Genomic DNA, 22,260 nt, shown 5'->3' with positions numbered 1-22,260 from the left:
GTTCGAACCGGCGGCCGCGCAGGCCGAGTTCGAGCTCGGCATGCTGGCCCTGATCCGCGGTGCGGTGGCGATGCTGCCTTCGCTGCCCGCCGGGAAGCACTCAGGCTCAGCGTTCCGCGGAGAGGACGGCGCGGACGCGCGTGGCGAGTTCGCTGATGGTGAATGGCTTGCCGATCAGCTGCACATGCGCGTCCAGCACGCCGTCGTCGACCAGGGCATTGCGGCTGTTGCCGGTGGCGAACAGGACCTTCAGGTGCGGATGCCGCGCCAGGGCCTTGTCGGCGAGCTGGCGGCCGTTGACCCCGGGCATCACCACGTCGGTGAACAGCAGCGCGATGCCGGGGTGGGCCTGCAGCAGGGGCAGGGCGCTGGCAGCGCCATCGGCCGACAGCACGCGGTAGCCGAGTTCGGACAGCGCATCGACCGAGAACGCGCGTACCGCTGCGTCATCGTCCACCACCAGGATCTGCTCGGCGCCACCGCCGAACAGCGGCGCCACATCGGCCTTGGCCGGCGGCAGGGCGTCCACCTCGGCCAGCAGGCGCGGCAGGTAGATGATGACGGTGGTGCCCGTGCCGGGTGCGGACTGCAGGCGGACGTGCCCGTTGGACTGCTGCACGAAGCCATAGACCTGCGACAGGCCCAGGCCGGTGCCCTGGCCGACCGGCTTGGTGGTGAAGAACGGATCGAACGCGCGTGCCATCACCTCGGGCGCCATGCCGCCGCCGGTGTCGGTCACGGCGATGCGCACGTAATCGCCGGTGGGGACGCCGCCGTGCTCGGCCACGCTGGCCAGGCCGATCGGGCAGTTGCTGGTCTGCAGCGTCAGGCGACCGCCGCCCGGCATGGCATCGCGCGCGTTCACCGCCAGATTGAGGATCACGTTCTCCAGCTGGTTGGCATCGGCGTGCGTCCACCACTGGCCGCCACCCAGCACGGTTTCGAGGATGACGCTGCTGCCGAGCGAATGCACCAGCAGATCGGTCATGCCGGCCACCAGATGGTTCACGTCCAGGGCAACCGGCTGCAGCGGCTGCTGGCGTGAGAAGGCCAGCAGCCGCTGGGTCAGCTGGGCGGCACGCTGGGCACCGTCCAGGGCCATCTCGATGTAGCGCACCGCGCGTGCATCACTGTCGCCGATACGCAGCGCCAGCAGGTCCAGCGGGCCGATCACCGTGGCCAGCATGTTGTTGAAGTCGTGCGCGATGCCGCCGCTGAGCTGGCCGACGGCTTCCATCTTGCGGCTCTGCCGCAGCGCGTCCTCCACCCGCATGCGCTCCGCCACTTCGGCACGCACCCGCGCTTCCAGCTGCTCGTTCAACTCGCGGAGGCGCTCGTCGGCCGCCTTGCGTGCGGTGATATCGATGGCCACGCCCAGCAGGCGTACGCAGCGCCCGGCCTCGAAGATGCCCCGGCCCTTGGCCGCGACCCAGCGCACCACGCCATCTTCCTTGCCGACGGTACGGTACTCCACATCGTAGTTGGCGCGCCGCTGTGGATCGGCAGATGCATCGAGTGCTGCCAGCGTCGCGGCACGATCGTCCGGATGCAGGCCGTTGCGGAAATCCTCGATGTCCACCTCCGCGTCGGGGGAGATGCCGAACATCGCCTTCATGCGCGCGGGCCAGAGCAGGACTTTCTGCACCAGGTCCAGGTCCCATAACCCAAGCTCGCCTGCTTCCGTGGCCAGGCGCAGGCGCTCCTCACCCTCGGCCAGCGCTGCTTCGGCCGCCTTGCGTCCGGACAGGTCGAGCATGGCGCCGATCATCCGCTGCGGGCGGCCATCAACGTCGCGCAGCACCGCACCACGATCAAGCACGGCGGCATAGCTGCCATCTGCGCGACGGAAGCGATACTCGCCGGTCCAGGTGATGCCGTCGCCGTCGATGACGGCGTGGATGTTGCGATCGATGCGCTCGCGGTCTTCGGGATGGATGTGGTCGAGCCACCACTGCGCGCTGGTCTCCTTCACCGGGTGACCGAACAGGCTGGACAGCGCCTCGTTCCAGACGACGTGCCCGTCGACCATGCGCCAGTCCCAGATCGCATCGTTTGTGGCCTGTGCGGCCAGTCGATAGCGTTCCTCGATGTCGAGACGCTCGGCCTCGGCCGACTTGCGGTCGGTGATGTCCAGCGAGGTGCCGACCAGGCCGATCACTTCGCCAGCATCGTTGCGCAGCGGCGCCTTGGTCGACAGCCACCAGGCCCGGCGGCCGTCTGGAAAGCTGACTTCTTCTTCCAACTGCTCGCTGCGGCCGCTGGACATTACCCGCTCGTCGGTAATCATCACCGCTGCAGCCTGAGCGGGGTTGGCCAACAGCTCGGCATCGGTCCGCCCGAGATACTCCGCCGGGGGGCGCCCGATCAGTGCCGTTGTGCCGCTGTTGCCCATCAGCAGGCGGCCCTGGCGATCCTTGGCATACATCACGCCCGGCGCGGCCTCAACAAAGGAGCGCAGCAGGGCCTGGGCCTGGTCACGCTCGGCCTGCACCCGCAGCCGTTCGTCGATGTCGATCAGGACGCCAGGGAAGCGCAGTGCCCGACCGTTCTCGTCCAGGTCGACGCGGCCGATGCTTTCCAGCCAGTGGTAACCGCCATCGGCGCCGCGCGTGCGGTACTGATGCGCGAAGCGGCCGCCGTGCCGCACGGCATGCTCGATGGCCGAGGTCAGCCCGGCCAGGTCATCGGGGTGCACCGTGCCCAGCACCTCGTGCAGCTGCAGCTTGCGCTGCGCAAGCGCCGGGTCGAGCCCGAACGCGCGGGCCAGGGCTTCATCAACGGTCAGCTGGTCGTTCGGCACATCCCAGAACCAGGTGCCGACGATGGCACCCGCTGCCAGCGCCATCGTTACGCTTTCGGAGGCATGGGCGGCTTGCGGCTGGGGAACGGGAGGCTGGTTCACGGTCGATCTCGAACGGCGGGGCGTTGCCCGCCCCAGGCAGGGGCAGGCAGAACATGGGCCGCCAGTCTAGATCAAGGCCGCGTCACGGCAGCGTGGTGCCGTGTCAGTCACCGCTGGGCTTCACCCGCACCACCCGTTTGCGGTACTCGTACACGTTGTCACCGCGCACGCGCCGTTCCTGCGTGCCGGTGATCGAATCCACGCGACGGTCCGAGCCGGTGACCGGCTTGGCGTCGATCGCGGTCTCGTGTTCGAACGAATGCGATTTGTCGGTGTTGCGGTAATAGCGGTACAGCGCCCAGTACAGCGCGGTAGCACCGGCCGGGCCGGCCGCCAGCAACCAGAGACCACTGTCGTCACTCATGTTGTCGCCACCAGGAAGGCAATTGCGAGGGCTTCGATGACCGTACCGGTCGCCAGGGCGGCCAGCAGCATCTTCCACTGCTGCACGGGGACGCTGCCCATGGTTTCGCCGGTACGGCCGTTCACCGCGATGTAGTGCAGCATGCCGCCATTGGCGCCGGGCTGGTGGTAGGAGTACAGCCAGACCGGCAGGTACATCGACACCCAGCGGCTGCCGTGCACGTCCAGCTGTTCCTGCTCCCAGCGCACGCCGCGGTCGTAGCGGCGCACGCTGGCTTCGACCTGCGCGCGGGCGATCGACAGCAGCTGGTCTTCCAGCCGTGGGCGCAGCTTCTCCACATCCACGTTGCGCTTCTCGGAGGTGAAGCCCGCCAGGTAGGACGCGTTCCACTTCACCGCGTTCTTGGTGTCGAACGGCAGGATGGTGTTGATGATGTTGTTGGTGTTGGTGCGCGTGTCGAGGTTGCCGCGCTCGGCCGAGGATTCCAGCGGCAGGTCGTCGACGGTGAATTCGACCTGGCGCTCGACCTGGTAGATGTCCGCGTCGTAGTAGGTCTGCTTGTTCTTCTCGGTGCCGCGGGTGTACTCGCGGGTCTTGATCTCGCCCTTGCCGGCCACGGCCGCGCTGACATTGCTGTCCACGATCATGTAGGGCAGGTACACGCCCACCACGTTTTCCGGGGTGAACTGGTCCTTGAAGGCCTTCAGCGCGAACATCCGGCGCTTGTCGACGAACTGGCGGATGCGCGCAACCGCATCGTCCTTCTTGATGTGGAAGGGCAACACGGCATCGGGCACGGCGCCGTTGCTGATCTGTTCGTTGACGCCGAACACGTGGCGGCACCAGTGGCAGCGCGCGGTCATCGTGCTTTCGGTGTTGACCGTGACCTCGGCACCACAGCCGCCGCACTTGAAGGTCATCAGCGCCGAGGTGTCGGCGTCGATGTCGCGTGCGCCGGAGGCGATGACCGTGCCCTGCAGCTGGTCCAGCGCGTCGCCCAGCCCGAATTCCTCCTCCACCCGCGCGCCATGCCATTCGTGACGGCAGTACAGGCAGACCAGGACGTCGGTGCCGAGCCTGGGGCGGATGTCGGTGCTGCCACACTTCGGGCAGCGGTTCAGGCCGTCCTTGAGTTCGCTGGCCGAGGTATCGATGGCCAGCGGATCGGGCGCCTCGACCTCATCACGGATGGCCTGCGGCAGGGTGCTGGTATCCAGCGGGAAGCTGCCAGGCAGGGGCGGGACGTCCTGCGGCGAACCCGGACCATCCAGCTTCGCCGCCGGCAAGGGCGGGGGCGAAGCGGGGGCGGCCTGGGGCAGCGGCGGAGGACCGTTTCTGGGGTCGGACATGGGTCTGCGCGTCCGGCGGCTTACAGGCCCAGCGCCTTGGCCTTCAGCGCGTCGTAGTCGCCCTGGGTGATCAGGCCCAGGTCGAGCATTTCCTTGGCCTTCTTCAGCTTGGCCACCGGATCATCGGCGGCCGGCGCGGTCGGCTGCTGCAGGCTGCCCGCACCGAACATGCCCGAGGCCATGCCGACGCCGACCAGGCCCGCCGCGCCACCGTTCTCGCCGGCCGACTGGATGCCCTGGGCCACGCTGGCCTGCAGGTTGGAATTGCCGCGCGAACCGGACAGCGCATCGGCGCGCTGCACGGTCTTCAGCAGTTCACGGGTGTTGGCGTCGTACTCGATCGAAACGATGGCGGTCTTGACGATGGCCAGGCCACGGTCGGACTTCCACTGGTAGGCCTGCTCGACGGCCGCCGACAGGCTCTGCGCGAAGCCGATCGAATCCTGCTGCAGCTTGGTGATGCGGTTGCCCTTGGACGGGTCGTTGCTGTACAGGCTGAACGCCGGTGCCAGCGAACCCACCACTTCATTGAACAGCTGGGTGGCGGCGGCATTGTCCATGTCGGTGAAGTCGAACACCTGGCCCGGGCGCAGGTAGCTGGCCGGCACGAAGTTCTTCACGAACAGGATCGGGTCGACGATCTTCAGCGTGTACGAGCCACGGGTAACCGCGCCGACCTGGGTGTTGAGGAAGGCATCGTCCCAGTAGATTTCCGACTGGGTGCCGAAGCGGTTGTCCGGCAGTTCCTTCAGCGAGACGAAGAAGGCGGCCTGCTGCGAGCCCGGCTGGCCGCCGAACTTGAAGCGTTCCCAGCTCTGCTTGATGAAGGTGCTGACCAGCCCGTCACCGGCGAAGATCGACTGCGAGTTGAGGTCGTCCGAGCGCCACTCGTAGCCACCCGGCTCGGCGACGAAGGCAGTGATCGCGCCGTCCTGGAACAGCAGCAGGCCGTAGCCTTCGGGCACGACGATCTTCGAGCCGTTGCTGATGATGTTGGACGAGCCGCTGGTGTTCGAGCCACGGCCGGCATTGGTGCCCTGCGGCACGGCCGCGAACAGGGCCGCGGTCGACGGCAGGCCCGTCGGCACGGTGTAGAAGTCTTTCCACTGGTCGGCCAGAACACCGCCCACTGCACCCTTGACCGCCTGTACCAGACCCATGACCTGCTCCCTGTGGTTACCGGACAGGCACCGTGCCTGTCGTGCCCGGCTGACTATAGAGGAGCGGGGCGGTGCCTCGCCACCGGTACCGGTGGTGCCCATTCATGTGGCGGGATCAACGCACGGACTGCGGAACCTTCCTCAGCTTCGAGGTGTCATAGCCCATCGCGGCGATGCGCTCGACCGCAGCCTGATACTCCTGCGGTGACACCTGCGGCGTGCGCGCCATGTACCAGACATAGTCGCGCTTGCTGCGGCCGACGATCGTCTGCTGATAGTCGTCGTCCAGCCAGGCGATGATGTACTCGGCCTGGATCGGCCAGATGAACTGCATGCCCCACACCGCGCCGGCGCCTTCCTCTTCCACCCGGCCGACCGGGTGCATGCTCTTGTATGGCGCCTGGAAGTTGCCCTTACGGTAGGTGAAAGTGGTCTGGATGCGGCCATCCGGGCGTAGGGAATAGCTCTCGACGGCGTCAAAAGCCTCGCGCTCCGGCCGGGAGGGAATGTGGGCGATCACGTACCAGTCGCCCATGAAGCGTGGCACGTCCACCGACGCTTCGCGTGGCAGTGGCCGGGTGTCCTGGCTGCTGCAGCCTGTGCCGAACAGGGCCAATGTCAGCAGGGTGAACAAGGGGGGCATACGCATCGCCAGTCTCCTTCAGCGGGGGCGGAACAGGTAGTGGGCGACCAGCCACTGCTGGCCATCGTCATAGCCGAACAGCTCGGCGCAGGCCATCCAGAACATGCGCCAGCGCTGCCACCAGATGCGCGCGGCGGCCTCGCCGTAGGTCGCCTGCAGGATCGGCATCAGCTGCGCACGGGCCGCGTCCTGGTTGTCCAGCCAGTGGTTGGCGGTGCGCTGGTAGTGCGTGCCGTCCAGCAGCCAGCGCTGGTCCAGCTGCAGGTGCTGCTGGAAATGCAGGAGGGTGTCGGCGGCCGGCATCAGGCCACCGGTGAAGAAGTGCCGCCCCATCCAGTTGTCATCACCTTCGGTCTCGAACGGGTACATCAGTGTGCGGTGGGCGAAGATGTGCACGAACAGTGCGCCGTCCGGCCGCAGCCAGGCAGAAATGCGCTGCAGCAGCTGCTGGTAGTTGCGCACGTGCTCGAACATCTCCACCGACACGCAACGGTCGAAACGCGCGCTCGGCAGCTCCAGCTGGTTCACGTCGCGGGTGAGGACCTCGACGTTGCGCAGGCCACGTGCCTGGCACTGGCCCATGATGTGCTCGCGCTGGCTGTGCGAGTTGGACACCGCGGTGATGCGCGCATTCGGGTAGCGCTCGGCCATCCACAGGGTGAGCGAACCCCAGCCGCAGCCGAGCTCGAGGATGTCCTGGCCGTCACGCAGCCCGGCGCGCTGCCCATACAGCTCCAGCATCGCCTCTTCGGCCTGGTCCAGGGTTTCGTGACCGGTGCGGTAGTAGCAGCTGCTGTACTTCAGGCGCTTGCCGAGGCAGGCCTGGAAGAACGCGGCCGGCACCTCGTAATGCTGGCGGTTGGCGGCATCGACGTGCAGGGCGAGCGGGCTGCCGGCCAGTTCGGCGATGCGACGCTGGAAGCGTACCGACTGTCCTTCCTGGCCGCCCTCGTCCTCCTCCTGCAGGCGCTGCGCGCACAGGCGACGGATGCCTGCACGCAGGGCAGCGTCCGGGATCCAGCCGCGCTCGGCCCAGCCGGTCAGGCCGCCTTCGATCTCGACGGGAGGGTGCAGCGTGCTGGTGGCGTTCATGGCGTGCGGTCCTGGGAAGGGGAAGTGCGGGGGAACCACGGGAAGAACATCGAGGTGCTGCGCTGGTAGTCGCGGTAGTCATCGCCGCGGCTGCGCAGGGCCTGTTTCTCGGTGAAGGGGACGCCGCTGAGGTAGCGCAGGAACAGGTACATCACCACCGGTCCCGACCACGCCAGCCACCATAGCGGTGAGCCGACGGCCAGCAGCACATAGGTGAACCAGTGCAGCCACTCGAAGAAATAGTTGGGATGGCGCGAGTAGCGCCACAGCCCCTGCCGGCAGGTCCGGCCCTTGTTGGCGGGGTCGGCGCGGAAGCGTGCGAGCTGGCGGTCGGCCACGGCTTCGCCACCGACGCTGAGCAGCCATACCGCAATGGCCGCGGCGATCCAGCCGGCATGGCCGGTGGCCGGGTTGCGCGCCACGGCCAGGAACGGCAGGGCGAACAGCACCACCAGCAGCGCCTGGGCCATGAAGAAGCCGAAGATCTTTCCCTGGTGACCGTTCCAGTGTTCGCGCAGATAGCGGTAGCGACCGTCCTCGTCTTCACTGCGCACGCGGTGCCACAGATGCAGGGCCAGCCGGCTGCCCCATAGCCCGCCCAGCACCGCCAGCGCGATGCGCGGCTGCAGGCCGCCGTCACCCAGCCAGGCCAGCAGCAGTGCGCCCGCGGCCACGCCCTTGGCCCACAGCACGTCGACCACGCCGATGTTGCGGTGGCGGCGCTGCCAGACCCAGCCCCAGCACATCACCAGCACTGCGTAGAGCAGCACCCAGCCGAGCAGGTTCATGCGCGTACTCCTTTGTCTGTGCTTGCGGCTGCGTTGCCATTGCCGCGGCGTGCCAGCGCGCACAGCAGCGGCAGGGCGATGCTCCAGCCCACCCCCAGCAGCAGGACGCCCTGCCACACGGGTGCGTAAAACTGCACGGCCTGGAAGCCACGCGCCGCCGACAGATAGGCCAGCGGTGCCAGCAGCAGGCCGAACAGCACCGGCAGCAGGCGGTGCCGCTGCAGGAAGGTCATCGAGCTGGTCAGGGTCATCGCGAACGCCGCCCACAGCGCCATGATCCACGGCGGCGGTGCCCAGCCCAGCGGCGCGGCGGCATAGCGCACGGTGCCGCTGGCGGCGGCGATGCCATCCACCAGCCAGGCGCAGGCGAGGGCGAGCAGCAGCAGGCGCAGGTCAATGCGCGGCACCGGGCTGGTCAGCAGCTGGCTGGCGACATGCAGCGCTGCGGCCAGCAGTGCCGGCCATTGCCAGCCCCGGCCCGCGCCAGCCACCGCGCACAGCCAGACCAGCTGGTTGCCGAACAGGTTGGCCCAGGTCCGTTTCATATAAGGCCTCCCATCTCAGGCCTCGCGGCCGGTGGGGACGTCGGTGCAATGGCCCGGCCGCGCCAGCAGCAGGTGCGACACGCCGATGGAGCGCTCCAGGAAGCCACCCTCGCAGTAGGCCAGGTAGAACTCCCACAAGCGGCAGAAGCGCTCGTCGAACCCCTGTGCCTGCACGGCGGCGCGCTGGGCCAGGAAACGCTGGCGCCAGGCGCGCAGGGTGAGCGCGTAGGAATGGCCGAAGTCCTGCTGGGCGATCAGCTGCAGGTCGCTGGCCCGGGTCTTGGCCGCCATGATCGCGTTGATCGAAGGAATGAAGCTGCCCGGGAACACGAAGCGCTTGATGTAGTCGACGCTGCGCCGGGCCTGTTCGTAGCGGTGGTCTTCGATGGTGATCGCCTGCAGCAGGGCCACGCCATCGGGTTTCAGCAGGCGCTGCAGGGTGCCCATGTAGGTATCGAGGAACTCGGCGCCGATGGCCTCGATCATCTCGATGGAGACCAGCTTGTCGAACTGGCCCTGCAGGTCGCGGTAGTCCTGCATCAGCACGGTCACGCGCTCCTGCAGACCCGCGTCCTGCACGCGCTGCACGGCCAGTGCGTGCTGTTCGGCGGAAATGGTGGTGGTGGTGACGTGGCAGCCGTAATGGCGTGCCGCATGCACGGCAAAGCCGCCCCAGCCGGTGCCGATCTCGACCACGCGGTCGCCCGGCTGCAGCTGCAGCTGCTCGCAGATGCGGTCCAGCTTGCGGGTCGAGGCCACTTCCAGCGGCTCGTCCGCCTGTGCGTACAGCGCCGAGGAATACATCAGGTCCGGCGACAGGAACAGCGCGAAGAAATCATTGCCGAGGTCGTAGTGGGCGGCAATGTTGCGGCGGCTGCCCTCGCGGCTGTTGCGGCGCAGGCGGTTCCAGCCGCGCAGCAGCCAGCCGGCGGCGCGTGCCGGGCCGCGCTCCATGCCGTCCAGCAGATCGCGGTTGCGCACCAGCAGGCGGACCAGCGCCACCAGGTCATCGCAGCGCCAGTCGCCGTGGATGTAGCTTTCGCCGGCGCCGACGCTGCCCTGCGCGGCCACCTTGCGGTAGAAGGCCGGGTCGTCGATGGTCACCGTGGCCTGCAGCGGGCCCTGGCCATCGCCCAGCAGCACCTCGCCGAAGGCATCGCGTACGCGCAGCTGGCCGTCGTGCATCGGGGCCAGCTGGGCCAGCAGGCGACGGCGCAGGAAGGCGTCCAGTGCACCGGCACGGGGCAGGGCCACCGAAGGCGTCAGATTGTTCATCGCGGTTTCTCGGCAAGGGAAGGGTGGTCGTGCACGGGGTTGCGTTTCAGCCACAGGCGCAGCGCCTGCCAGTGGATGGCGGCGACCACCTGCACGGTCATCAGCGGGTAGCCCAGCAGCACCCGCGCCAGGCCGCGGCCGTCCAGCGGATGGCGCTGCATGGACTGGGTCGCATCGAACTGGCGCACGCCCTCGCGCCAGACCTGCATGTGCACGCGCAGCGCATCGCCGGGAGCGTTGAAGCGCCAGTCGTAGCGGCAGTCCATCGGCATGAAGGGCGACACGTGGAAGCACTTGTCGAACTGCCAGCGCAGGCTGCCACCTTCGTGCTGCGCCTGCTCGACCGGCAGTACGTAGGCGTGGCGTTCCTTCCACGGAGTATTGGTGATGTCGGCGACGATGCAGTCCAGGGTGCTGCCGTCGGCCTGGTAGCAGTAGTAGAAGCTGACCGGGTTGAACACGTGGCCGCCAAAACGCAGGTGGGTCAGCAGCCGCACGGGTCCTTCCGGGCGACGGCCCAGCACGGTGGCGGCATGGTCGCGCACGGCATCGGCCAGTGGCACCTTCGCATCGCCCAGGTAGTCGCTGCGGCGGAACTCGGCCAGGTTGCGTCGGTTGACCGACCACAGCCAGCGCCCGGCGAAGATCGTGTCCAGCTCGTCCAGATCCAGCAGCAGCTGCGCCACCGGGTAGCGGAATGCGTGCGCATGCGGATGGTGCCGGCGGTGCTGCACCTGCCCGACATAGAGCGCACTGGCGGTCATGCCGTGATCTCGGTCGGCCGCAGCGGCGACGCGATGCCGGTGCGGGCGCGCAGCGCATCAACCGTGCGCCGTGCGCTGGCAATGCCGTCCTCGTGGAAACCCCAGCCCCAGTAAGCACCGGCGAACCAGGTGTGGCGGTGGCCCTGGATCTCGCCCCAGCGCTGCTGTGCCCGCACGGCGGCATGGTCGTGCACGGGGTGCGCATAGTGCAGGCGGCGCAGCACCTTGGACGGATCGATGGCATCACTGCGGTTGAGGGTCACCACCAACGGCGTCCCGCCGGGCAGGCCCTGCAGCAGGTTCATGCAGTAGCTGACCGTGCAGGGCGCCGAAGGATCTTCCGGTACGTGTGCGTTCCAGGCGGCCCAGGCCTTGCGGTTGGCGGGCAGGAGCGAGGCATCGGTGTGCAGCACGGCCTCATTGGCCTGGTAGCGGATCGCGCCCAGCACGGCGCTTTCAACCGGATCGGCGTCTGCCAGCAGGGCAAGGGCCTGGTCGCTGTGGCAGGCCAGGATCACCTCGTCGAAGCCTTCAATACCGGCCGAGCTGTGCACGCGCGCGCCCCACGGCATGCGCTCGACCGCCTGCACCGGCGTTTCCAGCCGCTCATGCACGCGCCAGCGGCCGCGCAGCGCCTCGACATATCGCGCCGAGCCGCCCTTGACCACCCGCCACGGCGGGCGACCGGTCATCTGCAGCATCTGGTGATTGGCCATGAACTGCACCAGGTAGCGCGCCGGGAAGTCCAGCACGGTGGCGGTCGGCGATGACCACAGCGCCGAGGCCATCGGCAACAGGTGTTCCTCCACGAAGGCATCGCCGAAGCGCTGCTGGCGCAGATACTGTCCCAGCGTCGGGCCTTCGGCCTCGGCCAGCAGCAGCGGCGCATCCCGATAGAAGCGGCGCAGGTCGGCCAGCATGCCCCAGAAGCGCGGCGAGACCAGGTTGCGGCGCTGGCAGAACAGGCCGTCCAGCGAGGTGGCGTTGTACTCCACGCCACTGCGGTCGCTGTGCATCGAGAAGCTCATGGTGGTGGGCTGTGACGCCACGCCCAGCTCGTCGAACAGGGCCGTCAGCAGCGGATAGTGCTGCGGATTGAAGACGATGAAGCCGGTGTCGACCGACATCTGCTGGCCGTCGACCTGCACCCGATGGGTGTGGGTGTGCCCGCCCAGATAGTCGTTGGCTTCATACAGGGTGACTTCGTGCTCGCCGTCCAGCCAGTACGCACTGGCCAGCCCTGCAATGCCCGAACCGATGACCGCGATGCGCATGCTCAGTCCTTCGCCTTGGCCAGCACCCACTCGGGTATCGGCTTCAGTCCGCTGACCAGGCCGACGGCGGCCATCAGGCGCAGGCCGTACCAGGTCAGGTCCACTTCCCACCAGCGGAAGCCCTGGCGGGCGGTGCCGGGGAAGAAATGGTGGTTGTTGTGCCAGCCTTCGCCGAAGGTCAGCAGGGCCAGCCACAGGTTGTTGCGGCTGTCATCGCGCGTCTCGAAGCGGCGGCTGCCGAAGCGGTGGGCCAGCGAATTGATGGTGACCGTGGCATGGAACAGCACCACAGTGGAGATGAAGAAGCCCCAGACCAGCAGCTGCGGGCCCGTCGTGTGCAGGCCGGGTGCCATGCGCTCCAGCAGCGCGCCGAGGCCGTACAGGCCCGCGGCCAGTAATACTGGTACGGCGATGTCGAAGCGGTCCAGCCAGCGCAGTTCAGGGAAACGGGCCAGGTCGGGCACGCGCGCCAGATCCGTGGCAAAGGCTTCGCGGGTCAGGAACCAGCCCATGTGGCTGCGCCAGAACCCGCCCTCATTGGGCGAATGCGGGTCCTGCGGCTGGTCGGCATGGCGGTGGTGATGGCGGTGGTGGGCGGCCCACCACAAGGGGCCACGCTGCACACTGGACGCACCGATCACCGCGAAGATGAACTGCACCGGGCGCGAGGCCTGGAAGGTGCGGTGCGAAAAATAGCGATGGTAGAAGCCGGTGATCGCGAACATCCGCACCGCGTACAGCGCGAGCGCGACCGCTACCGCGGTCCAGGACACGCCGACCCAGATCACCCCCAGGCACGCCACATGCAGCAGGACGAAGGGCACGGCCCGCAGCCAGTCGATGCGGCCGCGCTGCGCCGGATCGGCCTGCGCCGCGGCGGCCTCGGTATCGAACCAGCGTCGCAGGGTGCGCAGCAGTCGCTCACGTCGGCGTGGAAGGGGCGCAGCAGCGGACATGGGCGAAGTCTCGAGGGCGTGTCTGTCCATATCTACGCAGCACGGCGTGGATTGGATGCACTCAATCGGCATTGCGTGACAGCTTCACCTGCTGCTCACGCCGCAGGACGCCACCAGCGGTTGTGCCCAGGCCTGCTGCCACTGCGCCTGTGGCTGCGTCGTCGCGGGTGAGGCGAAGCGGACAATGACGGCCGGATAGGCGCCATGGCCATCACGCAGGTTGCTGGTGCCGCGAAATTCCAGCAGGCGGCGGTCATCATCGGCGTAGACCAGGGACAGCCGCGGAGCGACCGCGCCGTACCAGGTGGCCAGGCGCGCCTCGATGGCCTGTGCGGGTGCACCCTGCCAGGTGAGCGCACCGGTACGGCGCACGCTGACCGGGTAGAAGCGCTGCCGGCCCGGCACCAGAAAAGGCAGGCGGACCTCATCGCCCTTCATCAGTGCAGGCCAGTGCGCGCGCACTGCGGCGTCGAATCCGGTGTCGATCACCGCGTCGGCAGGCAGTGGCACCTGCGCACGCCGTTCCGCGTCGGGCGCGCTTTCCTTCCAGTCGATGCTGACCTTTCCGCCGGCCACCACCACTCTGGCGGCCTGGCCGCTGCGTCCGTCCTGCAGCAGGTAGCCCCGCGCCTGCGGCTGGGCGGTGCCCGGCAGCTCCTTGCGTGCGAACGGGCGACCGTCCGGGCACAGGTACTGCACCCAGCGCGCCGCACCTTCGGGCGCCCCGCGCCGCCAGTGCACCTCGCGGTAGGCGGGGGTGCCGTCGGCCAGGCTGGCAACGCCTTCGCTGCGCAGCAGGGGCGTGGCGCTGGCCACGGTGGACAGGTACAGCAGCAGCCCGGCGGTATGCATGGGGGTCCTGGCAGGTTGGCCTGCTGAACATACGCACCACAGGCCCGGCTGGATGCAGGGCGGTGCGCTGCATCCAAACCCGCCTCTGGTGCGTACAGCACACAGACTCCCTTCACCTGCCTGATCGCCGCCCGGATGTACCCTGACGCCGCCAGCCCTTCCTTTGACTTCGACGCCGCACGCATCGTGTCCAGTTCCCAGCAGCCAAGCAGCGAGCCGACGAACTGGACCGGTGACATGGACGGTGTGGCGCGCCTGCGCGACCGCAGCTGTTTCATGCGCATCTACGACCACTTCATGCCACGCCTGTGTGTTTACCTGCGCGGGCTCGGCGCGCCCGAAGCGGTGGCCGAGGAGCTTGCGCAGGAATGCCTGCTGCGGCTGTGGCTGCGCGCGGCCGACTACGATGCGGCGCAGGGTGCGCTGAGCACCTGGCTGTACCGGATCGCGCGCAACCTGCAGATCGACCGGGTGCGCCATGAGCGCAGCTGGATGCAGGTGCAGGCCGCGGTGGAGGAAGCTGCCAGCGGCGACGCGCAGTCTCACAGCAGCGCCGAGCACTATGCCGACCAGGCGCGCCTGCGCCAGCGCATCAACGAGCTGCCCGCAGTGCAGGCGCGGCTGGTGCGCATGTCCTATTTCGAGGCCAAGAGCCACGGCGAGATCTCCGAGGCGCTGGGCATGCCGCTGGGCACGGTGAAATCACACCTGCGGCGGGCCTTCCTGCAGCTGCAGTCGAAGGTGGGGGGCATGCCATGAGCCCGCACCACCACCTGCATGAATCGACCCTGCTCAGCTATGCGGCCGGCGCGTTGCCGGCGCCGCTGAGCGTGGTCGCCGGCACCCACCTGGAGCAGTGCCCGCATTGCCGCCAGCGCCTGCGCGAGGCCGAGGCCATCGGCGCGGCGCTGATCGAACAGACCCAGCCGATGGTGGTTGGCGGCCGCAGCCAGGCGCTGCGTGCGGCCATGCTGGCCGAGCTGGAGCGTGACGAGCCAGCGGTGGCTGCCATTGCCGTCGCGCGGCCGGCCGCGCCGCCGGTGGAGCGGCCGGAGGTGAGTGCGGACCATCTGCCGGCGTCCCTGCACCCGTACTTCGGTCGCTCGCTGGCTGCGCTGCGCTGGCGCTGGATCGCACCGGGCGTGCACTGCATCCGCTCCGCGGAAATGCCCTCGTTGATCATGCTCAAGATCGCGCCGGGCAAGTGCCTGCCGATGCACAGCCACGGCCGCAGCGAGCTCACCCATATCCTGCGCGGCGCCTACAATGATGCGCTGGGTCTGTTCGCGCCAGGCGATGTGGCTGATCTGGACGAAGACGTGGAGCACCAGCCGGTCACCGCACCGGGCGTGCCCTGCATCTGCGTATCGGCGTTGGATGCGCCGCTGGTGTTCAGCGGTTGGCTGGCGCGCAAGATCCAGCGGTTCGTAAAGCTCTAGAACGCTGGAGGAAAGCCCGATGGGCAATGGCAATGCAATGCGGGTGCTGCTGGTGGGCGCCACCGGGTTGGTCGGGCAGGGCGTGCTGCAGGCCTGCCTGCAGTCCGCGGATGTCGGCCACGTCGCCGCACTGGTGCGCCGGCCCGGCAGCGTGCCGGGCAACGTTGATGAGATCGTACTGGCGGACTTCCAGCGAGCCGCCACCCTGGGCGATGCGCTCGCTGGATTCGACGCCTGTTTCTATTGTGCGGGCGCACCACCGGTGGGCACGGCCGAGCCCGAGTACCGGCAGGTCACGCTGCAGGTGACCCGCACCGTGGCTTCAGCCTGGGCGGCGGCGAATCCTGAGGGATGCTTCCTTTATGTGTCAGGCGCGCACGCCAACCCGGACAGCCGGATCATGCCGCTGCGGGTCAAGGGCGAGACCGAGCAGGCGCTTGCCGACCTGCCGGTGCGCACGGTGATGCTGCGACCGGCCGGCGTGCGCCCGGTATCCGGCACCGGCACGCGACACACGCTGCTCAAGCCGTTCTATCTGCTGGCCCGCCCGCTGATGGCGGTGGCCGAGGGGCTGCTCCCGGCGCTGACCACCAGCAACCGTCGCATCGGCCAGGCGATGATCGCGCTGGCCCGGGTGCCGTTACCGCCGGCGGTCGTGGAATGCGCGCAGATCAACGCGCTGGCGCGCGATCCTTCAGCACGCTGATGATCGACTCGGCCAGGTCGCTGCGGGTGAACGGCTTCGACAGCAGGGGTGCCGAACGGCCCTTGCTGCCGGCGGCATCGTGGTCGCGCGGATAGCCCGAGGTAAACAGCACGGCGACCTCCGGCCAGCGTTCGCGCACTTCACGGCCCAGCGCCCAGCCTGACATCCCCGGCATCACCACGTCGGAGAACAGCAGGTCGATCTTCGCATCCGGACGCTCCAGCAGGCGCAGCGCGGACGGGCCATCGTGCGCTTCCAGCACGCGGTAGCCCAGCTGGCGCAGCGACTCGACGGTGTAGGCGCGCACGTCGTCGTTGTCCTCGGCCACCAGGATCGTTTCTTCGCGCGGCTCGTAACCGGCCAGGCCGGTGGCCGCCACGGCGGTCTCGCAGGGCAGGTCCAGCATGGAGCGCGGGAACATCATGGTGATGCTGGTGCCGCCGCCTTCCACCGAATCGATGAGGACGTGGCCGCCGGACTGCTTGACGAAGCCGTGCACCATCGACAGGCCCAAGCCGGTGCCGCGGCCTACCTGCTTGGTGGTGAAGAAGGGCTCGAACACCTTGGCCATCGTATCGGCGGACATGCCGTGGCCGTTGTCGCGCACGCGCAGCATCACGTATTCGCCCGGCGTCGCGTCCGGGAACAGCGCGGCATAGTCATGGTCGAGGTGACTGTTGTCGACCTCCACCACCAGGCGCCCGCCACCGGACATCGCGTCGCGCGCGTTCACTGCCAGGTTCAGCACCGAAGCCTCGAGCTGGCTGACGTCGAGTTCGACGCACCAGATGCTTTCGCCGGTGCGGATGTCCAGCTGGACCAGTTCGCCCAGTGCCCGCTGCAGCATGTCATGCATGCCCAGCAGCGCGTCGTTGAGGTTGACCGCCTGGCTGCGCAGCGGCTGCTTGCGCGCAAACGCAAGCAGCCGTTGGGTCAGGCTGGCCGCTCGGCCGACGCCCTTCAAGGCGTTGTCCAGCGCACGCGCACTCATGTTGCCGGGCTGGCCGTCACGCTGGTTCAGCAGCATCGCGTGCTCGACGTTGCCGGCGATCACGGTCAGGATGTTGTTGAAGTCATGGGCGATGCCACCGGTGAGCTGGCCCACCGCCTCGATCTTCTGTGCCTGCCTCAGCGCGTGCTCGGCCTGGATGCGGGCGGTGGTTTCCACGGCCTCGGAGACCACGGCGGTCACCGTGCCCTCGGCACCCTGCAGCGGGCGGAAGGTGAAATCAAAGCTGCGGCGACCGGTGGGCAGTTCAAGGTCCATCGCCTGCACCGCACTGCGGCCGCGCGCGGCATCGGCCACCGCCTGGTCGACGACGCCGGCCAGCCCGGGCGTCGCGGCAAACCACGGCGATTCCCAGAACGGCAGGTCGATGACATCGTCCTTCTCGGCCAGTACCGCGGCGAGCGAGGCGACATTGGCATCGACAATGCGGCCGCTGCGGTCCAGCAGCACCTGGTGCTGGAAGCTGGATTCAAAGATGGCCTGCAGGCGCCGCTTGCTGGCCTGCAGTTCGGCGGTACGCGCCTGCACCTGCCGTTCCAATGATTCGTTGTCCTCGCGCAGCGCCAGTTCGGCGCGCTTCAGTGAGGACACATCGCTGCCCAGGCACGTGTAGCCGGTGACGTTGCCATCGGCGGCACGCTCGGGCACGCAGTCCATCTGCAGGAAGCGCGACTCGCCACTGCGGTGCACCAGGGTGACCTGGAAGCTGGCGCGTTCGCCAGCCAGTACCCGCTGCAGGCTGGGCAGGGCGTTGGTGAAGGCCTCCTCGCCGCCAACGTCCGCGGCGGTCCGGCCGAGGATGCTCTGCAGGTCGGTGCCGTGCCAGTCGAGGAACGCCTTGTTGGCGAAGCGGTAGCGGTGGTCGGTGCCGAGGTGGGCGATCAGCGCCGGCACGGCATCGGTGATCTGCTGCAGCTGAGCCTGGCTTTCGTCCAGCGCCGCGCGGGCCTGGGTCAGCTGGTTGCGCTCGCTGGCTTCCTGGCGCGCGCGACGGATCGCGTCGGGCAGGCGCTGCAGGCGCTGCTTGACCACATAGTCACGCGCGCCACGGGTCAGCGCCTGCACCGCCAGTTCTTCGGTCAGGGTGCCGGAAACGAAGATGAAGGGGATGTGCGGCGCGCGCTCGCGCGCGAGGTCGAGCGCGGCATCGCCGTCAAAGCCTGGCAGCACGTGGTCGGCCAGGATGACGTCGAAACGATCGCTCTCGATCGCGTTGATGAAGGCGTCGCGGGTCCACAGGCGATCGATCTCGAAATCCAGCCCGCCCCGCTGCAGTTGCGCCGTGATCAGCTCCGCATCGAGCGCGCTGTCCTCCAGCATGAGGATGCGCAGGTGCGAAGCACGGCGCGCGGCATCACGCATCGCGGGGGCCTGTTCCGACCGACGGGTGCGGTGGCGGCTGGTTGGTGATGCCCCAGAACATGCCAAGGCCCTGGATGGCGTCGAAGAACTCCTTGAAGTCCACCGGCTTGACCACGAAGGCGTTGACGCCCAGCTGATAGCTGCGCACCAGGTCCTGCTCCTCGCGCGACGAGGTGAGCATGACGATCGGCGTGCTGCTCAGCGTCGCGTCGTTGCGCACCTGTTCCAGCACTTCCAGGCCATTGATCTTGGGCAGTTTCAGGTCGAGCAGGACCACCACCGGGCCACCATGCTGCGTACCGGCATAGGCGCCTTCACAGCGCAGGTAGTCCAGTGCTTCGGCACCGTCGCGCACATGGATGACGTCGTTCAGCAGCTGGCAGCGTGCCAGTGCTGCCATCGTCAGCTCGGCATCCTTGGGGCTGTCTTCAACCAGAAGGATGGGCCGCAGATCCCTCATGGGTGTTCTCCGTTTTGATGGGGCAGGGTGAAGTAAAGCGTGGCGCCCTTGCCCAGCGCGCCCTCGGCCCAGGTGCGGCCGCCATGGCGGCCGACGATGCGGCGGACATTGGCCAGGCCGATGCCGGTGCCTTCGAATTCCTCGACGTGGTGCAGACGCTGGAACACGCCGAACAGCTTGTCAACGTAACGCATGTCGAAGCCGCAGCCGTTGTCGCGGACAAAGAAGACGTTCTCCTCGTCGGTGCGTTCACAGCCGATCTCGATGACGGCGTGCTCGCGTTCGCGGGTGAACTTGACGGCGTTGGACAGCAGGTTCTGCCAGACCAGTCGCATCATCGTCGGGTCGGCCTCGATGACCGGTAGTGCGCCGACCTTCCACTCGACCTCGCGCCCGGCATAGTCGAAGGCCAGGGTGCGGCGCACATCGCTGACCAGGGCGCCCATGTCCAAGCGCATGCGGCCCAGTGTCGAGCGGCCCATCTGCGAGAAGCTCAGCAGGTCATCGACCAGCGTGCCGGCCGACTTGGCCGACTCGACGATAGTGTCCAGGAAGCGGCGCTCGGTAGCGTTCAGGCGCTCGGCGGCGGAACTGCCAAGCAGCTCGGAGTAGCCGACGATATGCCGGAACGGCGCGCGCAGGTCATGGCTGACCGAGTACGAGAACGCCTCCAGCTCCTTGTTGCTGCGCAGGAGCTGCTCGTTGAGTTCGGCCATCTCCTCGGCCTTGCGCAGCACGATGTCGACGATGGCGGTGCGCATTTCGTGCGCGGCATCGCGGTCGGCATCGCTCCACGGCAGGCTGCGCTGCTGCACGGTTTCCTTCCAGGCTTCGAAGGAATTGCGTGGTGACAGCACCGTTCCCGGCGCCGCGGTCTTGCGCGGGTCGCCGCCCCAGCGCACGGTGCGCACCACTTCGGGGCGGAACCACATCAGGAAACTGTCGTGCAGCTGGGAGATCGAGACCGCCAGCAGGCCGCTCGCGGTCTCGGTCAGGGCTTCGCCCGCAGGCCAGCTGCTGGCCAGGTGATCGGTGGCATAGACCTCGTCGCCGGCGTGCTCGCTGGCCAGCCAATGGGCGATGTCCAGCACCTCGTTGCGGGCGGGGCAGTGCCCGACCAGCAGGCAGTCGCCCTTGTGCACGATCGCAGCGCCGGCGGCATTGGTCAGCGACATCAGGCTGGCCGGATCCTGGCGCAGCGCGGCCATGAACTCTTCGTCACCGGCCATGCGCCCCAGCAGCCGGACCAGCACCGAGCGGCGGTTGATGCGTTCTTCCACCGCACGGGCCCGTTCCTTCAGGGCAATCTGCAGCGAGACGATCTGGCCCATGAACTCACAGGCGGTGCGCACCGGGTAGGGCAGGCGCCGGGCATCCGCGCTGTGGCAGGACACCAGACCCCACAGCTGGCCTTCGTGGATCAGTGACACCGACATCGACGAGCCGGTACCCATGTTGCGCATGTACTGCAGGTGCACCGGCGAGACGCTGCGCAGCACCGACAGGCTCAGGTCGGTCGGCGCCGCATCGGCATGCTGCGCAGCGCGCACCAGCGGCACCGCGCTGTAGTTGGCATCGGCGATCAGGCGCACACGGTTGCGGCGGTACAGTTCGCGCGCCTGCGCCGGGATGTCCGACTCGGGGAAGCGCAGGTCGAGATAGGAGGGAAGCACCCCATTGCCATCCTCGGCAATGACGATGCCATTCCAGCCGCTGTCGAACTGATAGACCAGGGTGCGGTCGAAGCCGGTCATCGCGCGCATGTGCTCGGCGGCGATCTGGCACAGCGCCTCGACCGTGCTGGCGGTCTCGATGGCCGCCATCAGTTGGCGGATGGCGGGATACAGGGCTTCCAGCGAGGTCGGCTGGCCCACAACCGGTGATTCGAGCTCCAGCAGCAGCGCCTGCGGCGAGCGATGGGCCAGCACCTGATGCCGCCCGTAGTCCGGCAGCTCGATGGAGCCGAGGTGCACCGAACTGTCCATGGCCACCTGGCCGACCGGCTCGATGCAGCCCGCCAGCGCGCCGCCCAGCACGTCGGCCAGCGACTGTCCCAGCGGGTCGCCGAAGCGTTCAAGCAGGGCTGGCTCGCTCACCGCGCGCTCGAGGACCTGCAGCGAGTGCGGGTCGACCACCAGCAGCACGCCGTACGGCTGGATGGCACCCGGCGTGTGGATGGGCTCACGCGCGCAGAGGTCCAGCGCGGCGTCCTGCGCGGTTTCAGCAGATGACATCAGCAGCAGCGCTCGCGGTTCGGGGCAGGTTGGCAGCGCCGGATTGCACGCCACGACGCAAGTCTGAGTCGGAAGAAAAAGCCATCGCTACATGGTGAAGCAAAAACCGTGATTCGCATACCACTCTTTAATGTGAAGACTCAGGGTTGAAACGCTGAACAATTCAGCAAACTTCGGGTGAAGGCACAGCGCGCCTTCGCAGCAGCTGCATCGGCACTGCACGCTTGCTGCACGCGCGGCTGCATACAGTAAAGCCACTCCCCTCATGGCGACGCCGCGTGAACCTGCAGCCTTCCATTCCTTCCTTCGATCGTCATCCTTCCTTCCCGCGTCGGCCGATGGCGGACAGTGCCCACTTCGAACTGCTCGACGTCAGTGCACTGCAGGATCCCTGCAGCGGCCGCATCGTCCACCTCTATGCGCTGGTGGCGCGCTGCACGGCGTGCGAGACGGTGTTCAAGGCAGAGGAAGGCGCTGGCCTGGTCAGCACCTCGTCGGCCCGCGTGGTCCGCTGCCCATCCGGCTGTGGCCAGCAGTCGTTCACTGGCGCCGCGCTGCGGCAGTGGCGGGCGGCGGCCGTACCCGCCGCCTGAGCCCCGCTCACAGCACCGAAGGATTGAGCTGCCAGACCGAATGGTTGAGTGCGGTGGCGAAGCTGACCCAGGCCAGGTAGGGCAGCAGCAGCCACGCCGCCAAGGCCCTGCGACGGGCGAAGGCCAGCATCGTGGCTACGATCAGTACCAGCAACAGCAGGATGTCGGCGAACGCCGCACCGCCGAGCTTCCATGCGAAGAACAGCCAGCTCCAGAGCACGTTGACGACCAGTTGCGCGACGTACAGTCCGAGCGCGGTCCGATTGCTGCGCCAACCGCCCTGGCGCCAGACCAGCCAGGCGCTGAGCGCCATCAATACATATAAGAGTGTCCAGACCGGTCCAAAGACATTGGCCGGCGGCGCCCAGCTGGGCTGGACCAGCTGCCCGTAGAACTGCGCGGCGGTGATCGAGGCGCGCGCACCCAGCGCCGCTGCTGCGAGCGTCAATGCCAGCGAACCCACCAGGCCGGCCATCTGTCTTCTGTGATTCAT

At 68.0% G+C, this 22,260-nt stretch carries 21 protein-coding genes; 4 read left to right on the top strand and 17 right to left on the bottom strand.

Annotation, left to right across the window (positions count from 1 at the left end; translation table 11 throughout):
* Nucleotides 1-106: 106 nt before the first annotated feature.
* The 13 genes from C1925_RS11365 to C1925_RS11305 form a co-directional block, all read right to left on the bottom strand.
* On the bottom strand, nucleotides 107-2,845 hold the full coding sequence (locus C1925_RS11365) for a PAS domain-containing sensor histidine kinase (protein WP_108768969.1): 2,739 nt from the start codon (nucleotides 2,843-2,845) through the stop codon (nucleotides 107-109).
* Between the two features lie 160 nt (nucleotides 2,846-3,005).
* The gene (locus tag C1925_RS11360) at nucleotides 3,006-3,266 is read right to left on the bottom strand and encodes a hypothetical protein (RefSeq protein ID WP_108768968.1); all 261 of its coding nucleotides are present in this window, start codon (nucleotides 3,264-3,266) and stop codon (nucleotides 3,006-3,008) included.
* A complete protein-coding gene (locus tag C1925_RS11355; protein WP_108768967.1) occupies nucleotides 3,263-4,615 on the bottom strand; it encodes a hypothetical protein in 1,353 nt (450 codons plus the stop codon). The genes C1925_RS11360 and C1925_RS11355 overlap by 4 nt, the downstream gene beginning before the upstream one ends.
* A gap of 20 nt (nucleotides 4,616-4,635) precedes the next feature.
* On the bottom strand, nucleotides 4,636-5,775 hold the full coding sequence (locus C1925_RS11350; protein ID WP_108768966.1) for an SPFH domain-containing protein: 1,140 nt from the start codon (nucleotides 5,773-5,775) through the stop codon (nucleotides 4,636-4,638).
* Nucleotides 5,776-5,890: 115 nt separating this feature from the next.
* The gene (locus C1925_RS11345) at nucleotides 5,891-6,424 is read right to left on the bottom strand and encodes a lipocalin family protein (RefSeq protein WP_108768965.1); all 534 of its coding nucleotides are present in this window, start codon (nucleotides 6,422-6,424) and stop codon (nucleotides 5,891-5,893) included.
* 12 nt (nucleotides 6,425-6,436) lie between these two features.
* On the bottom strand, nucleotides 6,437-7,510 hold the full coding sequence (locus tag C1925_RS11340; RefSeq protein WP_108768964.1) for a cyclopropane-fatty-acyl-phospholipid synthase family protein: 1,074 nt from the start codon (nucleotides 7,508-7,510) through the stop codon (nucleotides 6,437-6,439).
* Nucleotides 7,507-8,298 carry a DUF1295 domain-containing protein gene (locus tag C1925_RS11335; protein ID WP_108768963.1) on the bottom strand — a complete coding sequence of 264 codons (792 nt, stop codon included), beginning with the start codon at nucleotides 8,296-8,298 and terminating at the stop codon, nucleotides 7,507-7,509. The genes C1925_RS11340 and C1925_RS11335 overlap by 4 nt, the downstream gene beginning before the upstream one ends.
* Entirely contained in the window at nucleotides 8,295-8,843 is a 549-nt protein-coding gene (locus C1925_RS11330) for a DUF2878 domain-containing protein (RefSeq protein WP_108768962.1), read from the bottom strand. The genes C1925_RS11335 and C1925_RS11330 overlap by 4 nt, the downstream gene beginning before the upstream one ends.
* A 15-nt stretch (nucleotides 8,844-8,858) precedes the next feature.
* Nucleotides 8,859-10,118: a cyclopropane-fatty-acyl-phospholipid synthase family protein gene (locus C1925_RS11325; protein WP_108768961.1), complete on the bottom strand. Its 1,260-nt coding sequence runs from the start codon at nucleotides 10,116-10,118 to the stop codon at nucleotides 8,859-8,861.
* Nucleotides 10,115-10,882: a DUF1365 domain-containing protein gene (locus C1925_RS11320; protein ID WP_108768960.1), complete on the bottom strand. Its 768-nt coding sequence runs from the start codon at nucleotides 10,880-10,882 to the stop codon at nucleotides 10,115-10,117. Before C1925_RS11320 ends, C1925_RS11325 begins: the two co-directional genes overlap by 4 nt.
* On the bottom strand, nucleotides 10,879-12,156 hold the full coding sequence (locus C1925_RS11315) for an FAD-dependent oxidoreductase (protein WP_108768959.1): 1,278 nt from the start codon (nucleotides 12,154-12,156) through the stop codon (nucleotides 10,879-10,881). Before C1925_RS11315 ends, C1925_RS11320 begins: the two co-directional genes overlap by 4 nt.
* Nucleotides 12,157-12,158: 2 nt before the next feature.
* On the bottom strand, nucleotides 12,159-13,112 hold the full coding sequence (locus C1925_RS11310) for an acyl-CoA desaturase (RefSeq protein WP_108768958.1): 954 nt from the start codon (nucleotides 13,110-13,112) through the stop codon (nucleotides 12,159-12,161).
* 84 nt (nucleotides 13,113-13,196) lie between these two features.
* A complete protein-coding gene (locus tag C1925_RS11305; protein ID WP_108768957.1) occupies nucleotides 13,197-13,964 on the bottom strand; it encodes a hypothetical protein in 768 nt (255 codons plus the stop codon).
* 135 nt (nucleotides 13,965-14,099) lie between these two features.
* Between C1925_RS11305 and C1925_RS11300 the strand changes: the two genes are divergently transcribed.
* From C1925_RS11300 to C1925_RS11290, 3 genes are read left to right on the top strand one after another with little or no spacing between them, the layout of a single operon-like run.
* On the top strand, nucleotides 14,100-14,723 hold the full coding sequence (locus C1925_RS11300) for a sigma-70 family RNA polymerase sigma factor (RefSeq protein WP_108768956.1): 624 nt from the start codon (nucleotides 14,100-14,102) through the stop codon (nucleotides 14,721-14,723).
* Nucleotides 14,720-15,403, top strand: coding sequence for a ChrR family anti-sigma-E factor (locus tag C1925_RS11295; protein WP_108768955.1), 684 nt, complete (start codon nucleotides 14,720-14,722; stop codon nucleotides 15,401-15,403). Before C1925_RS11300 ends, C1925_RS11295 begins: the two co-directional genes overlap by 4 nt.
* Nucleotides 15,404-15,440: 37 nt before the next feature.
* Nucleotides 15,441-16,109 (top strand): NAD(P)H-binding protein, encoded by a 669-nt coding sequence (locus tag C1925_RS11290; protein WP_254051304.1) that lies wholly within the window; start codon nucleotides 15,441-15,443, stop codon nucleotides 16,107-16,109.
* Here the strand turns inward: C1925_RS11290 and C1925_RS11285 are convergent.
* From C1925_RS11285 to C1925_RS11275, 3 genes are read right to left on the bottom strand one after another with little or no spacing between them, the layout of a single operon-like run.
* On the bottom strand, nucleotides 16,075-18,480 hold the full coding sequence (locus tag C1925_RS11285; RefSeq protein WP_108768953.1) for a hybrid sensor histidine kinase/response regulator: 2,406 nt from the start codon (nucleotides 18,478-18,480) through the stop codon (nucleotides 16,075-16,077). The genes C1925_RS11290 and C1925_RS11285 overlap by 35 nt on opposite strands.
* Nucleotides 18,473-18,940, bottom strand: coding sequence for a response regulator (locus tag C1925_RS11280; protein ID WP_108768952.1), 468 nt, complete (start codon nucleotides 18,938-18,940; stop codon nucleotides 18,473-18,475). Before C1925_RS11280 ends, C1925_RS11285 begins: the two co-directional genes overlap by 8 nt.
* Nucleotides 18,937-21,174: an ATP-binding protein gene (locus C1925_RS11275; protein ID WP_108770688.1), complete on the bottom strand. Its 2,238-nt coding sequence runs from the start codon at nucleotides 21,172-21,174 to the stop codon at nucleotides 18,937-18,939. The genes C1925_RS11280 and C1925_RS11275 overlap by 4 nt, the downstream gene beginning before the upstream one ends.
* 338 nt (nucleotides 21,175-21,512) lie before the next feature.
* Here C1925_RS11275 and C1925_RS11270 point away from each other — a divergent pair, with 338 nt between their 5' ends.
* Complete coding sequence (locus C1925_RS11270; RefSeq protein WP_108768951.1) at nucleotides 21,513-21,767, top strand: hypothetical protein; 255 nt, start codon at nucleotides 21,513-21,515, stop codon at nucleotides 21,765-21,767.
* 7 nt (nucleotides 21,768-21,774) lie between these two features.
* On the opposite strand, the gene C1925_RS11265 is transcribed toward C1925_RS11270, so the two are convergent.
* On the bottom strand, nucleotides 21,775-22,260 hold the full coding sequence (locus tag C1925_RS11265) for a TspO/MBR family protein (RefSeq protein WP_108768950.1): 486 nt from the start codon (nucleotides 22,258-22,260) through the stop codon (nucleotides 21,775-21,777).

The organism is Stenotrophomonas sp. SAU14A_NAIMI4_5, from assembly GCF_003086795.1.
In the GTDB taxonomy this organism is placed as follows: Bacteria; Pseudomonadota; Gammaproteobacteria; order Xanthomonadales; family Xanthomonadaceae; genus Stenotrophomonas.
This window is presented reverse-complemented; position numbering and strand designations above follow the sequence as displayed.